The sequence below is a fragment of the Desulfogranum mediterraneum DSM 13871 genome, from assembly GCF_000429965.1.
In the GTDB taxonomy this organism is placed as follows: Bacteria; Desulfobacterota; Desulfobulbia; order Desulfobulbales; family Desulfobulbaceae; genus Desulfogranum; species Desulfogranum mediterraneum.
Genome location: NZ_AUCW01000004.1, coordinates 79,769 through 103,846 on the forward strand (window position 1 = coordinate 79,769; position 24,078 = coordinate 103,846).

19 protein-coding genes are annotated in these 24,078 nt (G+C 61.1%); 16 read left to right on the plus strand and 3 right to left on the minus strand.

Features of this window, described 5'->3' with window-relative positions; genetic code table 11:
• Positions 1-88: 88 nt before the first annotated feature.
• Genes G494_RS0101910 through G494_RS0101930 form a run of 5 tightly spaced genes read left to right on the plus strand, consistent with a single transcriptional unit; the run spans position 89 to position 4,848 of the window.
• The gene (locus G494_RS0101910) at positions 89-772 is read left to right on the plus strand and encodes an amino acid ABC transporter permease (protein ID WP_028583171.1); all 684 of its coding nucleotides are present in this window, start codon (positions 89-91) and stop codon (positions 770-772) included.
• Complete coding sequence (locus tag G494_RS0101915; RefSeq protein ID WP_028583172.1) at positions 769-1,527, plus strand: amino acid ABC transporter ATP-binding protein; 759 nt, start codon at positions 769-771, stop codon at positions 1,525-1,527. The genes G494_RS0101910 and G494_RS0101915 overlap by 4 nt, the downstream gene beginning before the upstream one ends.
• A gap of 5 nt (positions 1,528-1,532) precedes the next feature.
• Positions 1,533-2,198: an amino acid ABC transporter permease gene (locus G494_RS0101920; protein WP_028583173.1), complete on the plus strand. Its 666-nt coding sequence runs from the start codon at positions 1,533-1,535 to the stop codon at positions 2,196-2,198.
• A gap of 53 nt (positions 2,199-2,251) precedes the next feature.
• Positions 2,252-3,667, plus strand: coding sequence for an FAD-binding oxidoreductase (locus tag G494_RS0101925; protein WP_028583174.1), 1,416 nt, complete (start codon positions 2,252-2,254; stop codon positions 3,665-3,667).
• Positions 3,664-4,848 carry a pyridoxal phosphate-dependent aminotransferase gene (locus G494_RS0101930; RefSeq protein WP_028583175.1) on the plus strand — a complete coding sequence of 395 codons (1,185 nt, stop codon included), beginning with the start codon at positions 3,664-3,666 and terminating at the stop codon, positions 4,846-4,848. The genes G494_RS0101925 and G494_RS0101930 overlap by 4 nt, the downstream gene beginning before the upstream one ends.
• Before the next feature lie 37 nt (positions 4,849-4,885).
• Here G494_RS0101930 and moaA read toward each other — a convergent pair whose 3' ends face one another.
• Positions 4,886-5,932 carry a GTP 3',8-cyclase MoaA gene (moaA, locus tag G494_RS0101935; protein WP_028583176.1) on the minus strand — a complete coding sequence of 349 codons (1,047 nt, stop codon included), beginning with the start codon at positions 5,930-5,932 and terminating at the stop codon, positions 4,886-4,888.
• A gap of 266 nt (positions 5,933-6,198) precedes the next feature.
• Here moaA and tsaD point away from each other — a divergent pair, with 266 nt between their 5' ends.
• The 11 genes from tsaD to ldhH all read left to right on the plus strand — a co-directional run bounded on the left by tsaD (position 6,199) and on the right by ldhH (position 21,045).
• Entirely contained in the window at positions 6,199-7,206 is a 1,008-nt protein-coding gene (gene tsaD / locus G494_RS0101940; protein ID WP_028583177.1) for a tRNA (adenosine(37)-N6)-threonylcarbamoyltransferase complex transferase subunit TsaD, read from the plus strand.
• 256 nt (positions 7,207-7,462) lie between these two features.
• Entirely contained in the window at positions 7,463-8,323 is an 861-nt protein-coding gene (gene rsmA, locus G494_RS0101945) for a 16S rRNA (adenine(1518)-N(6)/adenine(1519)-N(6))-dimethyltransferase RsmA (protein WP_028583178.1), read from the plus strand.
• A gap of 209 nt (positions 8,324-8,532) precedes the next feature.
• Complete coding sequence (locus tag G494_RS24985) at positions 8,533-9,048, plus strand: DUF2062 domain-containing protein (RefSeq protein ID WP_161629921.1); 516 nt, start codon at positions 8,533-8,535, stop codon at positions 9,046-9,048.
• Between the two features lie 5 nt (positions 9,049-9,053).
• On the plus strand, positions 9,054-10,223 hold the full coding sequence (locus G494_RS0101960; protein ID WP_028583179.1) for an iron-containing alcohol dehydrogenase: 1,170 nt from the start codon (positions 9,054-9,056) through the stop codon (positions 10,221-10,223).
• Positions 10,224-10,423: 200 nt separating this feature from the next.
• Positions 10,424-13,057 (plus strand): hybrid sensor histidine kinase/response regulator, encoded by a 2,634-nt coding sequence (locus G494_RS21445; RefSeq protein ID WP_051305257.1) that lies wholly within the window; start codon positions 10,424-10,426, stop codon positions 13,055-13,057.
• A 2-nt stretch (positions 13,058-13,059) separates the two neighbouring features.
• Positions 13,060-14,502 (plus strand): sigma-54-dependent transcriptional regulator, encoded by a 1,443-nt coding sequence (locus tag G494_RS0101970; protein ID WP_028583180.1) that lies wholly within the window; start codon positions 13,060-13,062, stop codon positions 14,500-14,502.
• 481 nt (positions 14,503-14,983) lie between these two features.
• Complete coding sequence (locus tag G494_RS0101975) at positions 14,984-16,132, plus strand: TRAP transporter substrate-binding protein (protein ID WP_028583181.1); 1,149 nt, start codon at positions 14,984-14,986, stop codon at positions 16,130-16,132.
• A 69-nt stretch (positions 16,133-16,201) separates the two neighbouring features.
• The gene (locus G494_RS0101980; protein ID WP_028583182.1) at positions 16,202-16,699 is read left to right on the plus strand and encodes a TRAP transporter small permease subunit; all 498 of its coding nucleotides are present in this window, start codon (positions 16,202-16,204) and stop codon (positions 16,697-16,699) included.
• Between the two features lie 61 nt (positions 16,700-16,760).
• Complete coding sequence (locus G494_RS0101985) at positions 16,761-18,116, plus strand: TRAP transporter large permease (protein WP_028583183.1); 1,356 nt, start codon at positions 16,761-16,763, stop codon at positions 18,114-18,116.
• Positions 18,117-18,254: 138 nt separating this feature from the next.
• Entirely contained in the window at positions 18,255-18,881 is a 627-nt protein-coding gene (locus G494_RS0101990) for a LutC/YkgG family protein (RefSeq protein WP_028583184.1), read from the plus strand.
• A 4-nt stretch (positions 18,882-18,885) separates the two neighbouring features.
• Complete coding sequence (gene ldhH / locus G494_RS0101995; protein ID WP_028583185.1) at positions 18,886-21,045, plus strand: L-lactate dehydrogenase (quinone) large subunit LdhH; 2,160 nt, start codon at positions 18,886-18,888, stop codon at positions 21,043-21,045.
• Between the two features lie 86 nt (positions 21,046-21,131).
• Here the strand turns inward: ldhH and G494_RS21450 are convergent, their stop codons facing one another.
• Positions 21,132-21,881, minus strand: coding sequence for an ATP-binding protein (locus G494_RS21450; protein WP_035245164.1), 750 nt, complete (start codon positions 21,879-21,881; stop codon positions 21,132-21,134).
• 163 nt (positions 21,882-22,044) lie between these two features.
• Positions 22,045-23,934 carry an anaerobic carbon-monoxide dehydrogenase catalytic subunit gene (cooS, locus tag G494_RS0102005; RefSeq protein WP_028583186.1) on the minus strand — a complete coding sequence of 630 codons (1,890 nt, stop codon included), beginning with the start codon at positions 23,932-23,934 and terminating at the stop codon, positions 22,045-22,047.
• Positions 23,935-24,078 lie beyond the last annotated feature (144 nt).

Below are 24,078 nucleotides of genomic sequence, written 5' to 3' on the forward strand. Positions count from 1 at the left end.
CCTTTCTTTCCAGCACTGCCTCCGCATCCCGCCGCCGCACCACCTGCGGCAGGGTGCAGGGCAGGAGCCCTGATTCCAGGTAGTGACCATGTCTACCAGCCTTGCCGTTATTGCCGACGCCCTCCCCTACCTCCTCCAGGGATCCCTCTTTACCGGAGCGATTGTGGTCAGTGCCATGTTGGTTGGCCTGCTCGTGGGGATTCTCGCTGCCGTAGGGATGGTCTACGGCAACCCTGTGACCCGCTTCCTGGTGGGCGCCTATGTCTGGTTCTTCCGGGGCGTGCCGGTGCTGGTCCTGCTCTTTCTCTTTTACTTTGGCCTCTTTGCCTTCCTGGGCCTCAACTTCAGCGCCTTTACCTCGGTCACCATTGTCCTGGGCTTGACCACCGGTGCCTACCAGGCCAACATCTTCAAGGGGGCCATCCTCTCCCTGCCTGCCGGACAGTTCAAAGCGGCCAGCGCCCTGGGGATGAGTAATGGCCAGGCCATCCGCTCCATTGTCCTGCCCCAGATCCTGCGGATCTCCATCCCTGCCTGGTCCAACGAGTATTCCATCATCCTCAAGGATTCGGCCCTGGCCTTTGTCATCGGCGCCCCGGAGATCATGGCCAGGACCCAGTTTGTCGCCTCCCGGACCTACCAGCACCTCGCCCTCTATATCGCTGCCGGGGTCATCTACTTCCTCCTCACCTGGGGCGGTGTGCTTATTTTAGATAAACTCCACAAGTATGTCCGCATTCCCGGCTACAGTCACCAAGGTATGAACAAATGACCACTCGCCAGCCGCTGCTCAAGGTTGCAGCACTCCGGAAGACCTTTGACAACAACCCCATCCTCAAGGGGGTCAGTTTTGAGCTGCACAAGGGTGGAATCATCGTCCTGATCGGCCCCTCGGGCGGGGGCAAGAGTACCCTGCTGCAGTGCATCAACTGCCTGACCATCCCCGATGGAGGAGAGATCGAGTTTGACCGGCAGCGACTCGACATCCACTCCCGGCCGGCGCTCTACCAGCATCGCCAGGATGTGGGGATGATCTTCCAGGAGTTCAACCTCTTCGACCACCTCTCGGCCCGGGACAACATCACCATCGCCCTGCGCAAGATCAAGAAGCTCCCCCGCAGAGAGGCCGATGAACGGGCCCGGCTTGAGTTGGAGCAGGTCGGCCTGGCCGACAAGGCCGAACTCTACCCGGCCCAACTCTCCGGCGGTCAGAAACAGCGGGTGGCCATAGCCAGGGCCCTGGCCATGGATCCCAAGGTTTTACTCCTGGATGAGCCCACCTCGGCCCTGGACCCGGAACTGATCGGCGAGGTGATCAACGTCATCAAGGAGCTGGCTGCCAAGGGCATGACCATGATCATGGCCACCCATCAGATCAGCCTGATCGCCACCCTGGCCGACCATATCCTCTTCATGGAAGACGGCAGGATCGCGGAGCAGGGCAGTCCGGCGGAACTCCTGGGGGCTGGGTGTGCCAGCAAGACCCAGGGATTCTGTGATCGCTTAAACCAACTCTCCGGGGAGTAGACAGCGTGGAACTCTCCCCCTTTTACCAGGAACTCTTTGAAAGCCTCAACCGTGGCCTCCTGATGTCCGTGGCCCTGATCATCCCCTCGGCCCTGGGCGGGATCCTGATCGGCATCTTCGCCGGTTGCCTGCGCGCCTTCGGCAATGGGCTGGTACGTACCCTGGGCAACACCTATGCCGCCATCTTTCGGGGTACCCCGCTGGTGGTCCAGCTCTTCATCCTCTACTTCGGCCTGCCCAACCTGGGCCTCTATCTCTCTCCCTATGCCGCCGCTGTCACCGGATTCATCCTCTGCAGCGGGGCCTACCAGTCCGAGTATATCCGAGGGGCCCTGCTCTCCATCAAACGGGGCCAGTATCATGGAGCCCAGGCCCTGGGCTTTACCACCCTCCAGACCATCTTCTGGATCATCATCCCCCAGGCCATCCGCCGGGCCATCCATGGTTGCGGCAACGAGATCATCTACCTGATCAAGTACTCCTCCCTGGCCTATATCGTCACCTGCCTGGAGCTCACCGGCGAGGGCAAGACCATTGCCACCGAGTATTTCCGTTTCACCGAGGTCTTTACCATCATCGGTCTCTACTACCTGGCCCTGGTCAGTTGCGCGGTCCTGATCTTGAAGAAGATCGAGCAGCGGCTCTACATTCCAGGATTCGGTCATAAATAAGGCCGTACCACAGATACCCCTTCAACCAGCCGGTGCTCCCGGCGTCCGCAGCCATGACCAACAGCTACTCCCCCATCAGCAGCCGGATCAGAGCAGAGATCCAGGCCGCCCTCAGCCCTGGTGCCGTGGTCACAGACCCGGCAGAACTCAGGAAATACTGCAACGACGCCTCCAAGCTCTGCTTCAGCCCGGAGATGGTGGTCTGCGCCCAGAGTGTGGCAGATGTCCAGGCCGTGATGAAGCTGGCCCAGCGCCACCGCTTCCCGGTGACACCCCGGGGCAGCGGCAGCGGCCTGGCCGGCGGCTGTCTGGCCGACCAGGGCGGCCTGGTCCTCTCCACCGAACGGCTCCGGGAGATCACCCTCATCGACCCGGTCAACGGCATCCTCAAGGCCCAGTCCGGGGCCATCAGTCAGGAGGTCAAGGATGCGGCCGCCTCGGTGGGCCTCTACTATCCGCCTGACCCGGCCGGCATGGATCTGAGCACCATCGGCGGCAACGCCGCCACCGATGCCGGCGGCCCGGCCTGTGTCAAGTATGGCACCACCCGCGACTATATCCTGGGACTGGAGGCGGTCCTGGCCGATGGTCAGCTGCTGGAAACCGGGGTGCAGACCAGAAAGGGGGTGGTGGGTTATGACCTGACCAACCTCCTGATCGGCAGCGAGGGCACCCTGGGCATCATCACCAGCCTCTGGCTGCGACTGATCCCCAGGCCACCGGCCATCACCGGGATGATGGCGGTCTTCAGCGACATGCAGAGCGCCATGCGCAGCGTCACCCGGATCATGGCCGGTGGCCACCTGCCCTGTGCCATCGAGTTCCTGGACCACCGCTGCCTCTCCCTGGTGGGCGAGATGCTGCCCTTTGGGCTGCCCGGTACCACCCCGTCGCTCCTGATCCTGGAGTTGGACGGACCTGGTGCTCAGATCGCCGAAGAAAAAGAGCGGATCAACGAACTGATGGAGGCAGAGGGAGTGGTGGCCCTGGTCAATGCGGCCAATGAGCAGGAGCGGGAGGAGATCTGGGCCATTCGCCGCCAGGTCAGCCTCCGGATCCACGACTATGCCAATCTCTATGACCCGGAGGATGTGGCCGTACCCTTGAGCACCATCGCCACCCTGGTGGATCAGCTGTCGGCCTACGAGGCCGAGTACGGGGTGGAGATCTTCGCCTTTGGCCATGCCGGTGACGGCAACATCCATCTCAGCGTCACTGCCCAGGATGGGGATCGCCGTAACCAGGTCACGGCCGCGGTCAAAGCCCTGTTGGCCCATAGCCTGGAACTGGGCGGCACCATCTCCGGCGAGCACGGTATCGGTCTGGCCAAACGGCAGTACCTGCCCATGGAAATCGCCCCTGCCAGCGTGGCGCTCCAGGAAGAGATCAAGGCCCTCTTTGACCCCAACAAGATCCTCAACCCTGGCAAGGTCTTCCCCCCTGCAGGCCCGACAGAGGAGGAGCTATGAACAAGCGCTCACCCCTGTCCAGACCCAGCAGACGCATCCAGGCCGTTGCCCCCTCGGCCACCAAGCTGATGGCCCAACGGGCTGCGGCCATTGACGACACCGTCTCCCTGGGCCAGGGCGTCCCCGGCTTCGCCCCGCCTGAAGAGGTCCTGGCCGCAGTCCAGGAGGTCATTGCCACCAATGGCGCCAGTTCCAACTACAGCCTCCAGAACGGCCTGCCCGAACTTCGGCGGCGACTGGCGCAGCACCTCTTTCTGGAAAAGGAAGTGGAGCTGGATCCGGACGAGGAGCTCTGTATCACCGTGGGGGGCATGGAGGGCTTACTGGCCGCCATCCTCACCGTGGTCGATGAGGGGGATGAGGTCCTGCTGCCCTCGCCGACCTATGCCTCCTACTCGGAGCAGATCCTCCTGGCCGGAGGCCGACCGGTCTATGTGCCCCTGGGGCCGAAATGGGAGCTGGATTTTACCCGGCTTGAAGCGGCCCTTACTCCGGGGACCAGGGCGATCCTGCTCTGCAACCCCGGTAATCCCACAGGCAACGTCTATACCGATCAGGAGATCCAGGCCATCTGCCGCCTGGCCGTGGAACGCGGTCTGGTGGTGATCATCGACGAGGCCTACGACTATATGATCTATGGGGGAAAACAGGCGGCCAATCCTCTGGCCATGGCCCCCTACCGGGACCACGTCATCTCCATCGGCTCGCTCTCCAAGAAATACTGCCTCACCGGCTGGCGGGTGGGTTGGGTTGCCGCCAGGCCCCACTGGATGGAGCATATCATGAAGGTCCATGATGCAGCCACCATCTGTGCCCCCACCCCGAGCCAGTATGCTGCCCTGGCTGCCCTGGAGACTGAGCCCCAGTGGGTGGAGGAGTGCTGCCGCCGGCTCGACCGGCGTCGCCAGCTCTGTTGCCGCCGCCTGGACGAACTCCACCCCTATTTCAGCTATGTCCCGCCCAGGGGGGCCTTTTACATCATGGCCCGCTACCTCTGGTCCGAGGAGGCCTCGGACCAGGTGGCCATTCAACTGCTGGAGGAAACCGGGGTGATCACCGTTCCGGGGGGCTCCTTCGGCCTGGGCGGCGAGGGCCACCTCCGCCTCTCCTTTGGCGGTACCGAGGCAACGATCAATACGGCCTTTGATCGCCTTGGGGCCTGGTTAGGCAGCAGCTACTAGCAGGGGCAGCCAATGCCGGCCTGCCGGGAAGCGGGAATCAGCCGCCGATCCTGGACATCTGGCCATGGCAGTTGGCGCCCGAATCCCTGAGCCGTTCTTCCAGCTGATGCCCCTTGGGCTTGTTACGGATGGCGTCCAGGAAGGCCTGACTGATGCCCTGGTCGTCACAGCCGCCGCGGAGGATCGCCTTGAGATCGATCTCATCATCGTGAAGCAGGCAGGAACGAAGCGCCCCGGCCGAGGTCAGGCGCAGCCGGTTGCACTCGTCACAGAAATGGTGGGAGACCGGGCTGATAAAGCCGATGGAGCCCAAGGCATCCTCACCCAGACGAAAGACCTGGGCCGGGCCATCGCTCAGGCGTCGCTCCAGGGAGAGAAGCTCGCCAAACTGTGCCAGCCTGGTCCTGATCTCGTCTGCGGAGATAAAGGTCTCATCGTTCCAGCGGGTGGAGCGGCCGATGGGCATGAACTCGATGAAGCGGATCTGGAGGGGCATGGTCCGAGAGAGGCGGACAAAGTCCTTGATCTCGTCATCATTGATATGGCGCATGGCCACCACATTGATCTTTACCGAGGCAAAGCCCACCTCAAGGGCCTTTTCGATGCCACGCCAGACCTGGCGGTGACAGTCTACCCCGGTAATCTTCGCAAAACGTCGAGGCTGAAGGGTGTCCAGGCTGACATTGACCTTGGAAACCCCTGCGGCCAGGAGATCGGCGGCATACTTTTCCAGGAGAACCCCGTTGGTGGTCAGCCGGATATCGGTGAGTTTGTCCAAGGCCCCAAGCTGACGGATAAAATCTATCACCCCACGCCTGAGCAGCGGTTCCCCTCCGGTCAGGCGCAGCTTGGTGATCCCCATCTCCACGGCCACCCCCACAACCCGGAGAAGCTCTTCGTAGCTGAGCAGATCGTGGTGTTGCAGCTTGGGAGGACACTGGTTACTCTCCTCTTCGGTGACACAGTACATGCAGCGCAGGTTGCAGCGATCGGTCAGGCTGAGACGCAGATAGGAGATGGAGCGGGAAAAGGTATCAACGAGTTGATGGGCGGCGGGATGGGAGCTGGCTATTTCTGAATTCATGGGTTAAACTATAAAGATATTATCTGAGGGTATCTTGAACGAGGTGCTCTTTAAACCAAGATACCCTTCACGGCTCGACGCACCGGGCTTCACCGGGCCTGTGGGCTATGCGCTCTTCTGCCGCGGAAGGTACCCTGCAAAGACGACGGTGCCCCGCCATGCACAACCTGGTGTAGAGCTCGGCCAAGACGCCGCTGTTGCCTGTAACGGCTTATCGATCAACTGATACCACCGAATCCCCTTGATTGCAATATCTCCAGTCTACTATGCTCATCCTTGCCATTGAAAGTTCCTGCGACGATACCGCTGCCGCTGTGTTTGACGGGAAAGAGGAAACCGTCCTGGCCAATGTGGTCAGTTCTCAAAACGAAATCCATGCCCGCTTTGGCGGGATTGTCCCGGAACTGGCCTCACGTTGCCATATCGAGATGATCTGGCCGGTGGTCCGAGAGGCCCTGGACCAGGCCGGGGTGAGCCTGGATGAGGTCCAACTGATCAGCGCCACCCAGGGCCCCGGTCTGGTGGGTTCCCTGCTGGTGGGTTTCACCTTTGCCAAGTCCCTGGCCATGGTCAGGGGCCTGCCCTGTGTCGGTGTGGATCACATGGCCGGCCATATTCTCTCCTCTATGCTGGAACAGGAGCGGCCAGAGTATCCCTACACCGCGCTGACGGTCTCCGGAGGCAACACCTCCCTCTTCTCGGTGGCCTCGGCGGTCGAATACAGCCGTATGGGCCGCACCAGGGATGATGCCGCCGGCGAAGCCTTTGACAAGGTGGCCAAACTGCTCGAGTTAGGCTATCCCGGCGGACCGGTGGTCAGCCGCCTGGCCGAGGACGGCGATCCCAAGGCCATCACCTTCCCCCGGGCCTGGCTGGGCAAGGACAGCCTGGACTTCAGCTTCAGCGGCCTCAAGACCGCAGTCATGAATTATGTCCACAAACTCCGCCAAAAGGGCGAGCCCCTGAAGATCGCAGACATCTGCGCCTCGTTCCAGGAGGCCGTGGTGGAGGTGCTGGTCACCAAGACCGTCAACGCGGCCCGGGCAAACAGTCATACCAGGATCGCTCTGGGCGGCGGCGTGGCCTCCAACCAGCGGCTGCGCACCCTGATGCAGCAAGCCTGCGACCGCGAGGGGCTCAGCCTGTTTGTGCCCCGGCCTGCGTACTGTACCGACAACGGGGCCATGATCGCCCTGGCCGGCTGGTACCACTATCAGGCGGGCCGGAGGGTGGAGTGGGATGATGATGCCTACTCGCGCTCTCCCCTCAACTGAGAAACCGTTTTTCCGAGCCCTGGCACCCTTTGAGCCCATACAGCCTGAGGCGCCGGCGGCGAAGCGACCTGAACCAAACCTTCCTGGCACTTTGAACAGTTCGATTTTTCGATCAAGATCAAGGCAGGGAAAATTTTAGCGCAGCCATCTACGGGATAGGCCGCAGATAAAATTTTCACCATAACGCAGAGATTTACAGAAAAAGCAGATGTTCCGGGTAGCCTTCTTTTTTCCTGACGCCCAGACTTAGACAACCATGACCTACCAACAGACCAAATCCACCCTGAAAAAAGAGGGGTTGGCACCGAGCAAAAAGCTTGGTCAGAATTTTCTCGTCCATGAACACACTGCCCAGCGCATTGTCAACGCAGCCGGGGTAGAGGCCGGAGATACCATCATCGAAGTGGGAGTGGGCCTGGGAGCGCTGACCTACTGTCTGGCACGTCAGGCTGCCCGGGTCATCGGAATAGAGGCGGATTCCGGCCTGATCCGGATGCACCAGGAGCAGCAGCAACTTCCGGAGACGGTGGAGCTGCGCCATGGCGATATCCTCAAGACCGACCTCACCGCCCTGGCCCGGGAGACCGGGGAAAAGTTGAAGATCGTTGCCAACCTCCCCTACTCCATCTCCTCCCCCTTCCTCTTTCAGCTCATCGCCCACCGTCAGGCCATGGCCTCGGCCGTGGTCATGCTCCAGAAGGAGGTGGCCGAGCGACTCCTGGCCCAACCCGGCACCAAGGCCTACGGGGCACCCACCGTACTGTTGGCGGCCTGTGCTGCGGTGGAGCCCCTGCTCAAGGTCAAACCGGCAGAGTTCCATCCCAAACCAAAGGTAGACTCCCTGGTCATCCGGATCACCTTTGATCCCCAGCCTGAACGGGTCCGCCAACTGGAGGAGTATAACCCGCAACTCTTTCGTCGGGTGGTCAATGCCGCCTTTGGCCAGCGCCGCAAGACCCTGCTCAACGCCCTCTCCAGCGCCATCCTGGGAGAGGATAAGGAGCGACTGGCCGGGCTGATCCAACAGGCCGGCCTGGATCCCAGGATACGGGCGGAAAAACTGGCGGTGGAAGACTTTATCCGCCTGAGCCGAATCATTGAGCCGGCACTCTCCTGAGGGCAGCCTGCACTGTCCGAGCCGGGGTAGCTCCCCACGGACAGCTCTCCGCTGTCCTGCAGGAAAAATAGCCTGCTCATGGAGAGAGCCAGGGGTAAGATGACCTTTCAGCCAAGAAAGCCGCGCGAGCAGGTTTACTTTACCTTTTTCCTCCGATGGGCTAAGGGTATAGCATACACCCTCAACTCTGTATTGTGGTTGACGAATCTGTGAATCTAAAACGAACCGCTCAATATTTTTATCTCCGTTTGAAAAGGGTCCAGGGCAGCCCCCGCGCCCTGGCCACCAGCGCGGCCATGGGTGCGGCCATCGGCATCACGCCCACCCTCCCCTTTCACACGGTGATGATCCTGGGTGGGGCCCTGCTGCTCCGGGTCAATCCCCTGGTCGCCCTGATGGCCAGTACCATCGTCTCCAACCCCCTGACCTTTGTCCCCCACTACTACGGGGCCTGGTGGCTGGGAAACAAGATCCTGCCCAACCGACTCTCCTGGGAGCAGATCAAGAACCTGCTGGAACAGCTCCAGGGTCATGGCCTCTGGCACGGTCTCCAGACCCTGGGTGAAATCGGGATGAACACCGCCCTGGTGATGCTCACCGGAGGGGTGCTGCTGGCTCTTCCCATAGCCCTGATCTTTTACCTGGCCTCCTTCCGTTTCTTTGTCCTGCTCCACCACAAGAAACGGCAGCGACACCTCCTCCACCACCGTCCTTCCAAGAAATAAGAGCTGTGCAGAATTTCGTCTTTCACAACCCCACCAAGGTCCTCTTCGGCAGGCAGACCCTGGCTGCCATCGGCTCCGAGACCCGGCTGCTGGGTAAGCGGGCCCTGCTGGTCTACGGCCAAGAGAGCCTCCGCGCATCCGGCACCCTGGCGCAGATCAAGGGCCACCTCCACCAGGCCGGTGTCAGCTGCGCCGAGTTCGGCGGCATCCAGGCCAACCCCCTGCTCTCCAAGGTACGCCAAGGCATCCTCAAGGTCCGGGCAGAGGAGATCGAGGTGATTATCGGCGCCGGCGGCGGCTCGGTGATCGACACGGCCAAGGCCATCGCAGCCGGCTCCATGGTCGCGCACGATGTCTGGAAATTTTTCACCGGCAAAAAGAGTGTCCGGGCCACCCTGCCCCTCCTGGCCGTCTCCACCCTCCCTGGTTCGGGCTCAGAGATGAACCATGGCATGGTGCTGACCCATGACCAGAGCCGGGAAAAGTTCGGCTTCGGCCATCGCCTGCTCCACCCCCAGACCGCCATCCTGGATCCGGAACTCACCTTCAGCCTGCCCGCCGAGCAGACGGCCTACGGTGCCGTGGATGCGATCTGCCATATCCTGGAGTTCTACCTCTCCACCCAGGATCCGGATACCCCGGTCCAGGACCGGCTGATGGAGGGCCTGATCAACAACGGCATGGAGGCCTGTGAGCGCTGCCTGGCCGATCCCTGCGACTACGAGGCCCGGGCCAGCCTGATGTGGACCGCCTGCCTGGCCCTCAACGGCCTGACTGCGGCCGGTCTCGGCCGAATAGAGATGGTCATGCACCTCCTGGAGCACTCCCTGAGCGGCCTCTACGACACCCCCCATGGGGCTGGACTGGCCGCCCTCCTCCCTGGCTGGCTGCACCACTTTGCCCGGAGCAGACCCGAGCGGCTGGCCCAACTGGGCGCAGGTCTCTTTCCCAGGTCCGGGACCGGGGACGACCGGGAACGCCGGCTCAACCACTGCATCGAGGCCTTCCTTGGCTGGCTGGAGGCCATCCAGGTCCCCACCTCCCTGGAGGCGTTGCAGATCCCGAGCCAGGACCACCCCAGGATCGCCGCCCACACCAGCGGCCTGGCCAAGGTCTGGCGGATGCGGCAATACTCCCCGGCCTTTTTCGAAGATATCCTCCAGGGCTGCCGCTGATCGCCCCGGCAGGAGACCCCTGGTCCAAGGCCAGCTTGCAAAATGGGCTCTTTCAAGGAGCCCCAGCCACCTGCCCGGCTGCTCCTCCCTCCACCCCGGCTGCCAAGCCGATACTTTTCATTGCAAAAGGACTTTATCTTGCATAGATTTTAAGGCATCGTAAAGGTATTCCCCTCCTCTCCAGCCTGTTGGTGGCAGCCATGAACCTCCTGCTTTACCTTTGTCGCCTGACGCTCCTCCTTGCGGCGATCTCCCTGCTGACCTGTTCTGCTGCGGCTGCCAGGGAGAAGAAGCATATCCTCTATCTCAACTCCTATCACCACGGCTATCTCTGGTCCGACGAGCTGCTCCGCGGCGTCCGCTCCGTCCTGACCAAGAGCAGCTACAAGGTGGATCTCCAGATCGAGTATATGGATGCCAAGAAGTACAACTACCCCTCCATCACCCGGCAGTTACTGGAGCTTTACCGGGAAAAATTCCAGGATGAGCGCTTTGATGCCGTCATGGTCTCGGATAACGATGCCCTCAACTTCGCCCTCGATAACCGCGCCAGCCTCTTCCCCGGAGTACCGGTGGTCTTCTGCGGGATCAACGATATCGACTCTGTCGATCTCGCCAGCGGCAACATCACCGGCATTGTCGAGTCCTTTGACCTGCTGGCCACCATTGAGGTGGCCCGTCAGCTCCATCCCGGCAAGAATCGGATGATCGTGGTCGGTGACCAGTCCACTGCAGGGCGGGCCATCGAACGCCAGATCGTGACCATAGCCGATCGTTATCTCAAGGATTTCCAGGTGGACTTCTGGTTTCAACTCACCCTGGAGGAAACCCTGAAGCGGGTGGAGGACCTGCCGGCCGACACCTTCCTGTTCTTTGCCCCCTGGTACCAGACCATCGAGGACAAATTTTATACCGCCGAGGAGGTGATGGAGTCCATCTACGCCCGCTCCTCGGTCCCCATCTATACCACCTGGGAGTTCCTCCTGGGCCATGGCACCGTGGGGGGACGGATGCTCTCCGGCTATGCCCACGGTCAAGAGGCCGCAGCCATGACCCTCCGTCTGCTCAAGGGGGAACAGATCGAGCAGATCCCCATCGTGGTCCAGCCAACCGGTAGCTATATCTTTGATTACAAGGTGATGCAGCGGCTCAAGATCAAGCAGACCCTGCTGCCCCCCTCTTCCATCATCATCAATACTCCCAGGGCCTTTTACGAACTCTCCAGAGAACTCTTCTGGACCATCATGATCGGACTGCTGCTCCTCTTCATCGCCCTGGTCTTTCTTACCGTGGCCATGATCGGCAGGCGCAAGGTGGAGCGTCAGGCCCTGGAGCAGCTCTCCTTTCAGGAGACCCTGATGGATACCATTCCCCAGCTGGTCTCCTGGAAAGACCTCTCCGGCTCGTATCTGGGCGCCAACCAGGCCTTTATCGAATTCTTCGGCATCACCAACCTGGAGAGCATGGTGGGCAGGAATACCCGGGATGTGGTCCGGGATACCAACTATGTGCACTGGTCGGTGAGCGCCGATTCGGCGGTGGTCAACAGGCGGGAGGCCTTTCGCAAGGTCCGGCGGAAAATCATCCGCCAGGATGGCTCCACGGGCTGGCTTGAGGTCAACAAGGTACCGCTCAAGGATCAGAACAACGGTATCGTCGGCATCCTCAGTACCGCGGAAAACATCACCAAGGAACAGAACCTGGAGAAACAACTGCTCCAGTCCCAGAAGATGGAGGCCATCGGCACCATGGCCGGCGGCATTGCCCACGATTTCAACAACATCCTGACCTCGATCATCAACTCCACCGAGTTGGCCATCGACGATATCGAACCCGACTCCCAGACCGGCAAAGACCTGCAGCGGGTCCTCAAGGCGGCCAGGCGGGGGGCCGGGGTGGTCAAGCAGATCCTCTCCTTCAGTCGGCCCTCCCAGGAAAAATTCCGTCCCTCGGACCTCACCGCCATCATCCGGGAGGTGCTCAGTCTGATGGAAGTCTCCCTGCCCTCTTCCATCAAGGTGGTCACCCGGATCGCGCGAGCCGAGATGTTCGTCCATGCCGACCCCACCCAGATCCATCAGGTGATCCTCAACCTCTGCACCAACGCCTTTCATGCCCTCCGCGACGGGGGCGGGACCCTGCGGATCACCCTGGACCAGACCATCCTTGAGCAGGAGTCTGCCCTGGGGGTCAACCTGCCACCCGGGAAATACCTGACCATCACCGTGGGCGACGATGGCCCGGGCATCCGCCACGAGATCCAGGACAAGATCTTTGACCCCTTCTTTACCAGCAAGGATATCGGCGAGGGCACGGGCCTGGGCCTGGCCGTGGTCCACGGCATCGTCAAGGCGCACCGGGGGGCCATCCAGGTGGAGAGCGAACCTGGGCAGGGGACCGAGTTCACGGTCTATCTCCCGGCGGCAGGTGAGCCCGAGGGCCACGGCCAGCAGCAGAAGATCGAATTGGCCTCCGGTTCGCTGAGCGTTCTCTTTGTAGAAGACAACGAGGACCAGCTCAACAGCGTGCCCCGCATCCTCAGGGAGATGGGTCACCGGGTCCAGGCCGTGGACAACCCGCTCAGCGCCCTGGAGATACTCCGGGATGGCGAGCTCCCATTTGATCTGCTCATCTCGGATTATGACCTGCCGGACATGAGCGGGATCGAACTGGCCGCAGAACTGGCCCCCCTGCCGGTGTTGCTGGTCTCTGGCCGGGAGGACGCCGTCCTGGCCGCTCGCAGCTGCGACAACATCATCCAGGTCCTGCTCAAGCCCTATGACCGCCATGAGCTGCAGCAGGTCCTCACCATCATATGTTCGGGAGCCAGCTAACCATGGAACAGATGCTGATCATTGACGACGACCAGGAAACCTGCGAAACCATGAAAAGCCTGATCAACCGGCTGGGCATGCCCTGTGACATGGCCCATGACCTGGCCACAGGCCTTGAGCTGGTGGAACAGCACAACTACGATGTCCTCTTCCTGGACGTCTGCCTGCCCGACGGTAACGGCCTCGACCTCCTGCCTGCAATCATGGCCCAGCCTGACCCGCCGGAGGTGATCATCCTCACCGGCAAGGGGGACGCCGATGGCGCCGAACTGGCCATCAAGGGCGGGGTCTGGGACTACCTGCTCAAACCTTCCAGTGTCCGCGAAATCCGCCTCACCCTGGATCGGGCCCTGAAGTACCACAAGGAGAAGATACACCGGCTCCACCCGGAACAGCTGAAAACCAACCAGGTGGTGGGCAACAGCCAGGGCATCCGGGCCAGCCTTCAGCAGGCGGCCAAGGGGGCCCGCTCCGATGCCAACGTCCTGATTACCGGAGAGACCGGTACGGGCAAGGAACTCTTTGCCACCACCATCCACGCCAACAGCCCCCGGGCCAGGGGCCAGTTCGTGGTGGTGGACTGCGCCTCACTCACTGAATCCCTGGTGGAATCCACCCTCTTTGGCTACCGCAAGGGGGCCTTTACCGGGGCCAATGCCGATCGACCGGGCCTGATCCAGCAGGCAGACGGCGGCACCCTCTTTCTCGATGAGATCGGTGAAATGCCGCTCTCCATGCAAAAGGTCTTTCTCCGCGTCCTCCAGGAACAGCACTATCGGCCGGTGGGAGGCGCCAGACAGCAGAGCAGTAACTTCCGACTGATTGTTGCCACCAACAGGGACCTGGGCGCCATGGTCGAACAGGGCGCCTTCCGCAGCGACCTCCTCTTCCGGATCAAGACCATGCGTATTCACCTGCCGCCCCTGCGCAGCCGGATCGACGATATTGAGGAGCTCTTGAAGATCAGGATGGAACACCTCTGCCAAAAATTCGGTCTTTCTCCCAAGAAGATCGGGGAAGACTTCCTCGACATTCTCAAGCGCTACCACTGGCCGGGCAATGTCCGGGAACTCTACAATATCCTGGAACGGGCCATGATCGATGCCGGAGATGAAGAGACCCTCTATGGGGTCCATCTCTCCCGGGAGTTGCGGATCAAGGTGGCCAAGTCCCAGATCCGCGAGATGACCGGCAGCGAGGAGTTGAGCTCCACCACGGCTGAAGCGGCGAGCAGCGGCGTCCGAAAAATAGGACAGCAGATCTTTGCAGACATCTTTGACTCGGCCCTGCCCTCGATCAAGGAGTTCAAGACCACGGCGGAGAAGGTCTACCTGAGCGAGGTGATCCGGCAAAGTGATGGAGATATAGGGAAAATCCTGGCCACCTCCAAGCTCTCCAGGTCCCACTTCTATCTGCTCCTCAAGAAAAACAACCTCTCCCTCTGAGCAGGACCGGGATGGGACCACCCTTCCCGGCCCTCGGACTCCTCCTCCGGCCGGCTGCCCCCATTCTTATTTTTAAGACAAGGCCTGTCCTTTTCTCGGCTCCAGGCAAGGGCCGCCTCCCAACCATGCCCCCTCTCCAATATCCCCTAATTTCAAGATATTAAGCAGGTCGAGGAGCTTATTATAGCCTAAGCAGGCCCTCTCCAAAGAGAGCCCGGCCCCCTTCCCTGCCGCCCTCCTTCTTTTTTCCAGGACTGTTGACGGCTGCCTGCCCACTGCCCGGAAAAGGTCCAGCGCCCGACAGACAACCCAACACACTGTTTTACCGGCATTAACGAGCGCAAACCTGTTCTGGCATGCAAGCTGCTATGAAAGAGTCACGACGGTTGCCCGCCAAGCCTATCCCTTGCCGCCCCCATCAGGTGAGACCGGGGCCGGCTCTGCGGTCACCATTACCCATCATTCTGTATCGGAGGAGATCATGAGGAAGTACTGGTTTACATCGCTGGTTGCTGTTCTGGCCATCATGCTGTGCGCCGGCCCATCCCTGGCTGCCAAGCGGGCAAAGTTCGGGATCGACGAACGCCATGAAGAAGCCAAACGGGTCAAGTTCAAGCCTTCAACCAAAAAGATCCGCTGGAAGATGACCATGCCCTGGTCCAAGGGACTCCTGTTCTACGATATGGCGGTCCACTTCTGTGATTCCGTGCGCCTGGCCTCAGCCGGCCGCCTGGATATCAAACCATTTTCCGCCGGCGAGATCGTGCCTGCCATGCAGACCTTTGACGCCGTATCCAAGGGATCGGTCCAGGCCGGACACGATTGGCCCGGCTATTGGAAGGGCAAGGATGAGGCCTTTGTCGCCCTGGGAGATGTGCCCTTTGGTCTGGACAGTGAAGGCTACAACATCTGGCTCTACGAGCAGGGTGGCCTGGAACTGGCCCAGGAACTCTACGGCAACTACAACCTGGTGCCCCTGCCTGCCGGTCAGTCCGGACAGGACATGGGAATCTTCTCCAACAAGAAGGCCACCAGGATGGAAGACTTCAAGGGGATGAAGGTGCGCACCGTTGGCTGGTATATGGATATCCTCAACCGGCTGGGCGCCTCTGCCACCCCCATGCCCGGCGGCGAGGTCTACCTGGCCCTGGAGCGCGGGGTCATCGATGGTGCCGAGTTCTCTGCACCGGCCATGAGCTATCCCATGGGCTTTGACGAGATCACCAAGTACTCCATCCAGCCCGGCGTCCATCAGCCTGGTTCCCAGTGTTTTGTCTTCTTCAACAAGGATGCCTGGGATGCCCTGCCCCGGGACCTGCAGGAGATCGTCAAACTGGCTGCCAAGGAGACCCAGCTCTGGGCCTATAACTGGATGCAGAACCTCAACGCCGAGGCCATGAACAAGCTGGCGGAAAAGGTTGAAATCGTCCAGATGGACACAGCGACCCTGATCGAGTTCCGCAAGGTTGCCAAGAAGTATGTCGACGAGATCAAGGCCAAGCACCCCAATGCCAAGAAGATCCTCGAGTCACAGGAATCCTTTATCAAGGATTTCGAGACCTGGAGAAAGGGACGCTCCAACGTGACCCCCTGGTCCTATGAAACCTATATCTCCGGAACCGTTAACTAGGGTACTGACAACCGGGTCAGACCTTACCCGCCCTATCCCCTCGGGGATAGGGCAAGAGGAGTTACTCTCATGGATACACTGATCAGAATCATCGACACCGTCAACACCACCATAGGACGCTGGAACTCCTACCTGGTTCTCCCTCTGGTCGGTGTGGTCTTCTACGAAGTACTCATGCGCTACGCCTTCAACGCCCCCACGGTCTGGGGATTTGAACTCACCGCCTTTATCTACGGCATCCATTTCATGCTTGGCCTGGCCCTCACCGAAAAAGAGGAAGGCCATGTCAAGGTTGAAATCATGACCTCGCATTTCAGCAGGAAAGGAAGAGCCATCTTCAATATCATCACCTACTCGCTGTTGTTTGCACCGGTATTTTTCTTCATGGCCTGGGGCGCCATCTCCTACGGCTGGACCTCGGCCGCCATGCTGGAGTTGAACTCCACCAGCTGGGCGCCGCCGATCTGGCCCCTGAAAGGCATCATGGGCCTGGGGTTCACCATGCTCTTTCTCCAGGGCATCTCCACCCTGCTCAAAAACATCCAGATCCTCAGGGGGGCGGCATGAAGCCCCTCCGTACTGACCTGGAACAGGACTCGACACTATTGCTCAACAGGGAGAACAACTGATGGATTTCATGAGCCCCGAATTTTTAACCATTGCCATGTTTATCGTCCTGATCGGATTGATAACCCTTGGCCTGCCCCTGGCCTTTACCCTGGCCGCCGTGGCCACCATCTTCGGCCTGATCGACAACTATGGCGACATCCACGGACTGTTTAACATCTATGCCAACAACTGCTGGGGGCTGATGAACAACTACACCCTGGTGGCCATTCCCCTGTTCATCCTGATGGCCCAGTTGCTGGACCGTTCCAAGGTGGCGGAAAAGCTCTTTGAGGCCCTCTACGTGGTCATGGGCAGGGTCAAGGGCGGCCTGGGCTTGGCCGTGGTGGTGGTCTGTACCGTCTTTGCCGCCACCACCGGCATCATCGGCGCCTCGGTGGTGGCCATGGGACTGCTGGCTGCTCCGGCCCTGTTGAACAAGGGCTACCAGAAAGAGCTGACCACCGGCATCATCTGTTCCGCCGGCACCCTGGGTATCCTGATCCCCCCTTCCATCATGCTGGTGGTCTACGGCGGCCTCACCGGGATGAAAGAGACCTCGGTGGGCCAGCTCTTTGCCGGCGCCATTATCCCGGGTCTGCTCCTGGCCTCGCTCTACTTCCTCTACATCTGGATCCGCTGTCTGCTCAATCCGGAGCTGGGCCCCACCATCAGCGATGAAGAGGCGGCAAAGTATAGCACTGCCCAGAAGTGGTCCATGACCCTGAAGAGCCTCCTGCCCCCCATCGCCCTGATCCTGACCGTGATGGGCACCATCCTGGCCGGGGTGGCCACCCCAACCGAGGCCGCAGCCCTTGGTGCGGTGGGTTCCGGTATCCTGGCCCTCTGTAACAGGGCCCTCTCCATCCAAGTGATCAAGGAGTCCTGTGTCGCCACCCTGCGGATCTCCTGTATGGTGATGATGCTCTTCATCGGCGGCAAATTTTTCAGCACCATCTTTCTCTCCATGGGCGGCGGCGACGTGGTGGCCGACCTGCTGGTGGGTGGAGGACTCTCCCCCAACATGGCCCTGGTGGTGATGATGTGCATCATCTTCTTCATGGGGATGTTCATCGACTGGGCAGCCATTCTTCTGGTCACGGTCCCCATCTTCATGCCCATTGCCATGGAACTGGACTTCAACCCGCTCTGGTTCTCCATGCTGGTCTGTGTCAACCTCCAGACCTCTTTCCTGACCCCGCCCTTTGGCTATGCCCTGTTCTATCTCCTGGGCGTGGCCCCGGAAGGCGTGCGCATGACCCATATCTACCGGGGCATCCTCCCCTTTGTGGGCTTGCAGGTCGTGGGCCTCTTTCTGATCTGGTTCTTTCCGGAAATCGTTACCTGGCTGCCGGGAATCTTCTTTGGCAGCGACTAAGCCCCGGGCTATATTGGTTGCTAAAGGCAGGTGCCTGCTCTCTAGCCAGCCGAATCGAGGGTTTTCCCTCCAGGTCTGGAGGGAACCAGCTTCCCTGCAGACCCTGTTATCTTAAGGAATATCTATTGGAGTACAACCATGAAGCAAAGAGACAGACTGTGTGAACAGTTTACCCGCAAGGCAGAGGCGGTCTCCGCAGTGGTGGCCACCGTCAACTCGCAAGACCAGGCCCTGGACTATCTGCTGACCCTCTGCGACGCCAAGGAGGCCTGCCGGATCCAGGTCTCAGGATGTGAGCTGCCGCTCTCAGAGGGGGCCGGCGCCCTCTGCGAGACCAAGCGAGAGAAGATCATCGCTGCCCCGGGACTTGAGCCTGCGCTTAAGGATACCCTGGCCAAACGCTGTGCAGAGCAACACTTTTTCTTCCTGGACCGGGAGATGAGAGAGCATGGTGCCGGAGTGGACATCGGCTTCACCTTTGCCCAGGCCGGGATCGCCGAGACCGGCACCCTGGTGATCGACAGTTCCAATGAGGATCTGCGCCTGGCCACCATGCTCAGCGAGTACCATGTCTGCGTGCTGCCCAAATCCCAGGTCGTGGCCGACAGCTATGACATCGAAGGGCAGCTGAGCCGTCAGATGCAGCAGCCGGGGAACTACACGGCCTTTATCACCGGTGCCAGCCGGACCGCCGATATTGAACGGGTTCTGGCCCTGGGTGTCCACGGACCCCTGGAGTTACACATCTTACTGTTGGAGGACTAATATCATGCAAGACGCCAAAGATCTCAAAGAATACCGCGGTCAGTGCCAGCAGGCCCTGGATAATGAGTTCCTCCGCCAGACCCTGGACAAGTTTGCCGTGGCCTACCGGGCGGGGCGGGACAAAGCCTTCGAGGGGATGGATCTGGAGAAGCTGATCCGTGAGGTGGCGGCCTCCAAAGAGTTTGACCCGAGTTCCCTGCGCAAACTCTTCTTCGAGTTCAAGGCCAAGGCCGAGGCCGACGGAGTCCATGTTCACTGGGCCAAGGATGCCGACGAGGCCAACCGGATCATCTGCCAGATCGCCGACGACAGCGGCAGCACCAAGGTGATCAAGGCCAAGTCCATGACCGCAGAGGAGACCCTCTTAAACCACGCCCTGGAAGACGCCGGCATCGAGGTCACCGAGACCGATCTGGGGGAATGGATCATCCAGCTCCGCCACGAAGGTCCCTCCCACATGGTGATGCCGGCCATCCATCTCTCCCGCTTCCAGGTGGAGGAGCTCTTCACCGACGTCACCGGCAAGCAGCAGTCCCCGGACATCGAGCAGTTGGTCAAGGTGGCCAGGCGGGAGCTGCGTCAGAAGTTCCTGGAGGCCGACATCGGTGTGACCGGTGCCAACTTTGCGGTGGCCGAAACCGGCACCATCGGTCTGGTGACCAACGAGGGCAATGCCCGCCTGGCCTCCACCCTGCCCAGGGTCCATGTGGCCCTGATCGGCCTGGATAAACTGCTGCCCACCCTCCACGATGCCCTGCGGATCCTCAAGGTCCTGCCCAGGAATGCCACCGGCCAGCTGATCACCTCCTATGTGACCTGGATCAGCGGCGCCAACACCTGCCCGGTCAACCCGGACGGCAAGAAGGAGATCCATTTTGTCTTTCTGGATAACGGCCGCACCGAGCTGGCCGCAGATCCGCTCTTCTCCAAGGTCTTAAGCTGTGTGCGCTGCGGCGCCTGTGCCAATGTCTGCCCGGTCTACCGGATGGTGGGCGGCCACAAGATGGGCCACATCTACATCGGCGCCATCGGCCTGATCCTGACCTACTTTTTCCATGGCACGGACAAGGCCAAGAACCTGGCCCATAACTGTATCAACTGTGAGGCCTGCAGGGATATCTGTGCCGCGGGCATCGATCTGCCCCGGATGATCAAGGAGGTCCAGGTCCGGATCATGGATGAACTGGGTCACCCGGCGCCTGCGGTCTTGATGTCCAAGGTCCTGAAAAACCGGAAGCTCTTCCACCGCCTGCTCAGAACCGCCAAGTGGGCCCAGAAACCGGTCACCGCCAAAGACGGCTTTCTCCGTCATCTGCCGATGATCTTTTTCAAGGAGCACGACTTCAAGGCCCTGCCCGCCATTGCCGCCAAACCCTTTCGTGATCTCTGGCCGGAGATCGCCCCGCAGGTTCCGGAGCCCCGGCTGCGGGTGGCGCTGTTCTCAGGCTGCGTCCAGGACTTTGTCTATCCCGAGCAGATGCAGGCCGCGGTCGAACTCTTTGCCGCCAACCAGGTGGCCATGAGCTTTCCCATGGGCCAGAACTGCTGCGGCCTGCCGGTACAGATGATGGGGGAAAAGGAGGCCTCGCTCTCCATTACCCGGGAGAACATCAAGGCCTTCAGCGGGGAGGAGTGCGACTACATCGTCACCCTCTGCGCCTCCTGCGCCTCCCACCTCAAACACAGCTATCCCAAGCTGCTGGCCGAATATCCGGAGATGGACGAGGAAGTGAGGCGGTTCAGCGCCAAGGTGATCGACTTCAGCTCCTTTGTCCATGACGTGCTCAAGGTGGAGCCGGAACAGTTCGAATCCCGAGGTGAGTCCGTGACCTACCATGCCCCCTGTCACCTCTGCCGCGGCCTGGATGTCCACGAAGCGCCGAGGAAGCTGATGGAGATCTCCGGCCTGGAATATCGCCCCAGTGCCGAGGAAGAGGTCTGCTGCGGTTTCGGCGGCACCTACTCGGCCAAGTTTCCGGAGCTCTCCAAGGAGCTGCTCAACAACAAGCTGGCCAATGCAGAGGCCAGCGGGGCCTCCACCCTGCTCACCGACTGCCCGGGTTGTATCATGCAGATCAGGGGCGGCTTCAAGGCCAAGGGCTCCAAGGTCCAGGTCAACCATATGGCCGAGGCCCTGGCAGGGAACCTCAAGAAAAAGCAGTAAGCCGCCAGGGCCGGGTGATTTTCTCCAACCATGGGATCAGCCCTTATCCCGGCTGCCACCGTCATAGACTGTGGCAGCCGGGTGACTCAACTCAGCAGGGCCAGGAGCCGCTCCACTCCGGTATCGATCGCCCACTGCTCAGGCAGCCCCACCACCCTGGTATCGTTGAGCTGACGGTCCCGCAGGCCGGGAAATGAGGGCAGGGCCAGGCTCACCCCTTCAGCCAGTACCCCCTCGACGCCCACGCCTCGGGGAACCTGATTGAGCACCAGGGCCTGATTCTCGAGCCCCAACTCCATGGCCATGGTACCAATGCTGGCGGCGGTATCCAGGCCCCGCCGACTGGCCTCGGTGACCACCACCAGCCCGTCCACCCCCTGGACCGTTCCCCGTCCCAGGTGCTCCACCCCGGCCTCCAGGTCCACCACCACCCATTCGTCCCGTTCCAGGACGATATGGGAAAGCAGGGCCTTGAGCAGACCATTGGCCCCGCAGGCGCAGCCTCCTCCGGCATTGGTCACCGTGCCCATGACCAGCAGCCGCTGGCGACCGGGGCCGTCTCCGGGGATGTCCACGGCCAACCGTTCCGGCAGATCCTCCACTGTGGGGTTGAGCTGGATGATGCCCGCGCCCATGCGCTCCTCGATCAGATCCTTTCGCTGGATCAGGGGCCGGGGGAGCTCTTCCTTGGCAAGGCCTGCGGCCTGGCCCAGGGAGAGGGCCGTATCGGCATCAACCAACCAGACATTCTTTCCCTGCCTGGCAAGGTAATCTGCTGTCCAGGCCGCCAGGGTGGTCTTGCCCACCCCGCCCTTGCCTGCAAATGCAATCTTCATAGACTATTTACCCTTTAATAATGAGATTTTTTGTTCAGGGTTAAGGCATCCAAAAGAATGAGCGCAGCCATAGAGTCACTATCGAAATCTTCGCCTCCCCCCGAGGGGACATTTCCGAGCATAAGGCCGGGATTGGGGGAAAGAGCAACTCTTCAAGCTGCCCTTAGGGGGTCAGCCCCAGGGCCAGGCGCTTGGCCTGAATCCGCTGATCCATGATCTCAGCCGCCTGCTCCGGATCCGGTTCCACCAAAAAGGAGGCGCCGACCAACTCCTCCAGACCGCCCAGGGCCAGGTCGGTGACCACGCTTGAGCCGGTGATATGGGGCGGAGTCCCGAGCTGGACCGGGATACCGCTGGCCACGCAGTAGAGACCGATGGCCACCGCCTTCTCCGAGTACCACTCCGGCGAGGCCCCCCAGACCGGCAGGTCCGAGATGTCCACTCCCAGGGCATCGGCAATGGCGGCGCAGAGCTGGATGATTCTGGCATTGTCCACACAGGACCCCATGTGCAGCACCGGCGGGATCCCCAGGCCGGAACAGACCTCGGCCAGGCCCGGACCGGCCATGGAGACCCCCTCGGGCATCAGCAGGCCGGCCTTGCCCGCAGCGGTCGTCACACAGCCGGTGGCCAGGACCAGAATATCCTTCTTGAGCAGAGCCTTGGCCAGACCCACATTGGCGGAATCATGGGTGATCCGCGGATTATTACAACCGACGATGGCGCAGAAGCCCCGGATCTTGCCGGCCTTGACCACCTCCAGGAGCGGCTCCAGGCTCCCGCCCAGGGCAGCCAGCAGGGATTCCACCGAAAAACCGGTGGTGATGTCCACCGGGGCAGAGGGGATCTCCACCCGACCCTGGTCCCGTTCTTCATAGGCCTGGATGGCGATCTCCACCACCCTCCTGGCCTGCTCCACGGGATGCCGGTGATCGAAGCGGATATGGGTTGCCCCGCTGAAGCGGGCCTTGTCTGCGGTGGTGATGAAACGGGTGTGATAGCAGCCGGCAACCTGGACCAGGCTGGGCATGATACACTGGTAATCCACCACCACGGCCTCCACCGCCCCGGTGACAATGGCCAGCTCGGTCATCAGGTGATTGCCGGCCATGGGGATACCCTGGCGCATCAGGAGTTCGTTGCCGGTGCAGCAGAGTCCGCCGACATTGATCCCGCTGGCACCGGCCTGGCGCGCCTTTTCCACCAGGGCAGGTTCACGGGCCGCGGCCAGGACCATCTCCGAGACCACCGGGTTATGACCGTGGACCAGGATATTGACCTGGGCCCGGTCCAGCACTCCCAGGTTGGCCTTGGAGCGGGTCGGGGTGGGGACCCCGAAGATGATATCCGAGAGTTCGGTACCGATCATGGAACCGGCCCAGCCATCGGCAAGGGCGGTTCTGGCTGCATGGAGCATGGTGTTGGGGGCGTCGTTATCACAGCCCATGTGGGTACGGTGCATCATCTCGGCGATCTCCCGGTCCACTCCCCGGGGCATGATCCCCAACTCCCGCCAGCGCTCCCTGCGGACCTCGGGCACCCGGCAGCTGAAGCCCACCTCCTTTCTGCGGCTGCCGAAATCCTGGTAACAGCTCTCCATCAGTTCTTCGGCCACCTCGATACAGCTGCGCTCCTGGGTGACGATCCCAAGCTCGGCAGCGATCCGGCGGAGCTTTTCCTCCTCGCTGATCCGGTATGCGCTGGTCCGGCCCTGGACAATGGCCTCCAGCACCTCGATCAGGTCGCGACCATGGTCCGAGTGACCGGCGGCTCCACCGGCCACGAAGCGGCCGAAGTTGCGGGCCACGATCACATCTCCATCGGCCCCGCAGACGCCCCGCTGCATCCGTCCCCCCTTCCTGGTACTGATCCGGCAGGGTCCCATGTTACAGTTCTTGCAGGTCAGGCCCTGTTCGCAGAAGCTGCAGTGCGGGCTCTGCTGCTGGTAACGGTCCCAGACCGTCTCTATCCCCTCCCGGCGTGCCTTTTCAAGCATCTGCCGGGCATCGTCCCAAATAGTCAGCTCTTCGATCGGTCGTTGTTCCCTGGACATGGTTCCTCCCTGAGGTTCGCTGGAATCACCGACAACCAGGGTGAAGAGAGCACCTTCCTTAAAAAGGATCCTGCTGCCGGATGTTCCATAAGAGATGATGGATAACAAACCAAGCCTACCTGATCTGGAGGGTATTGCCTGTCA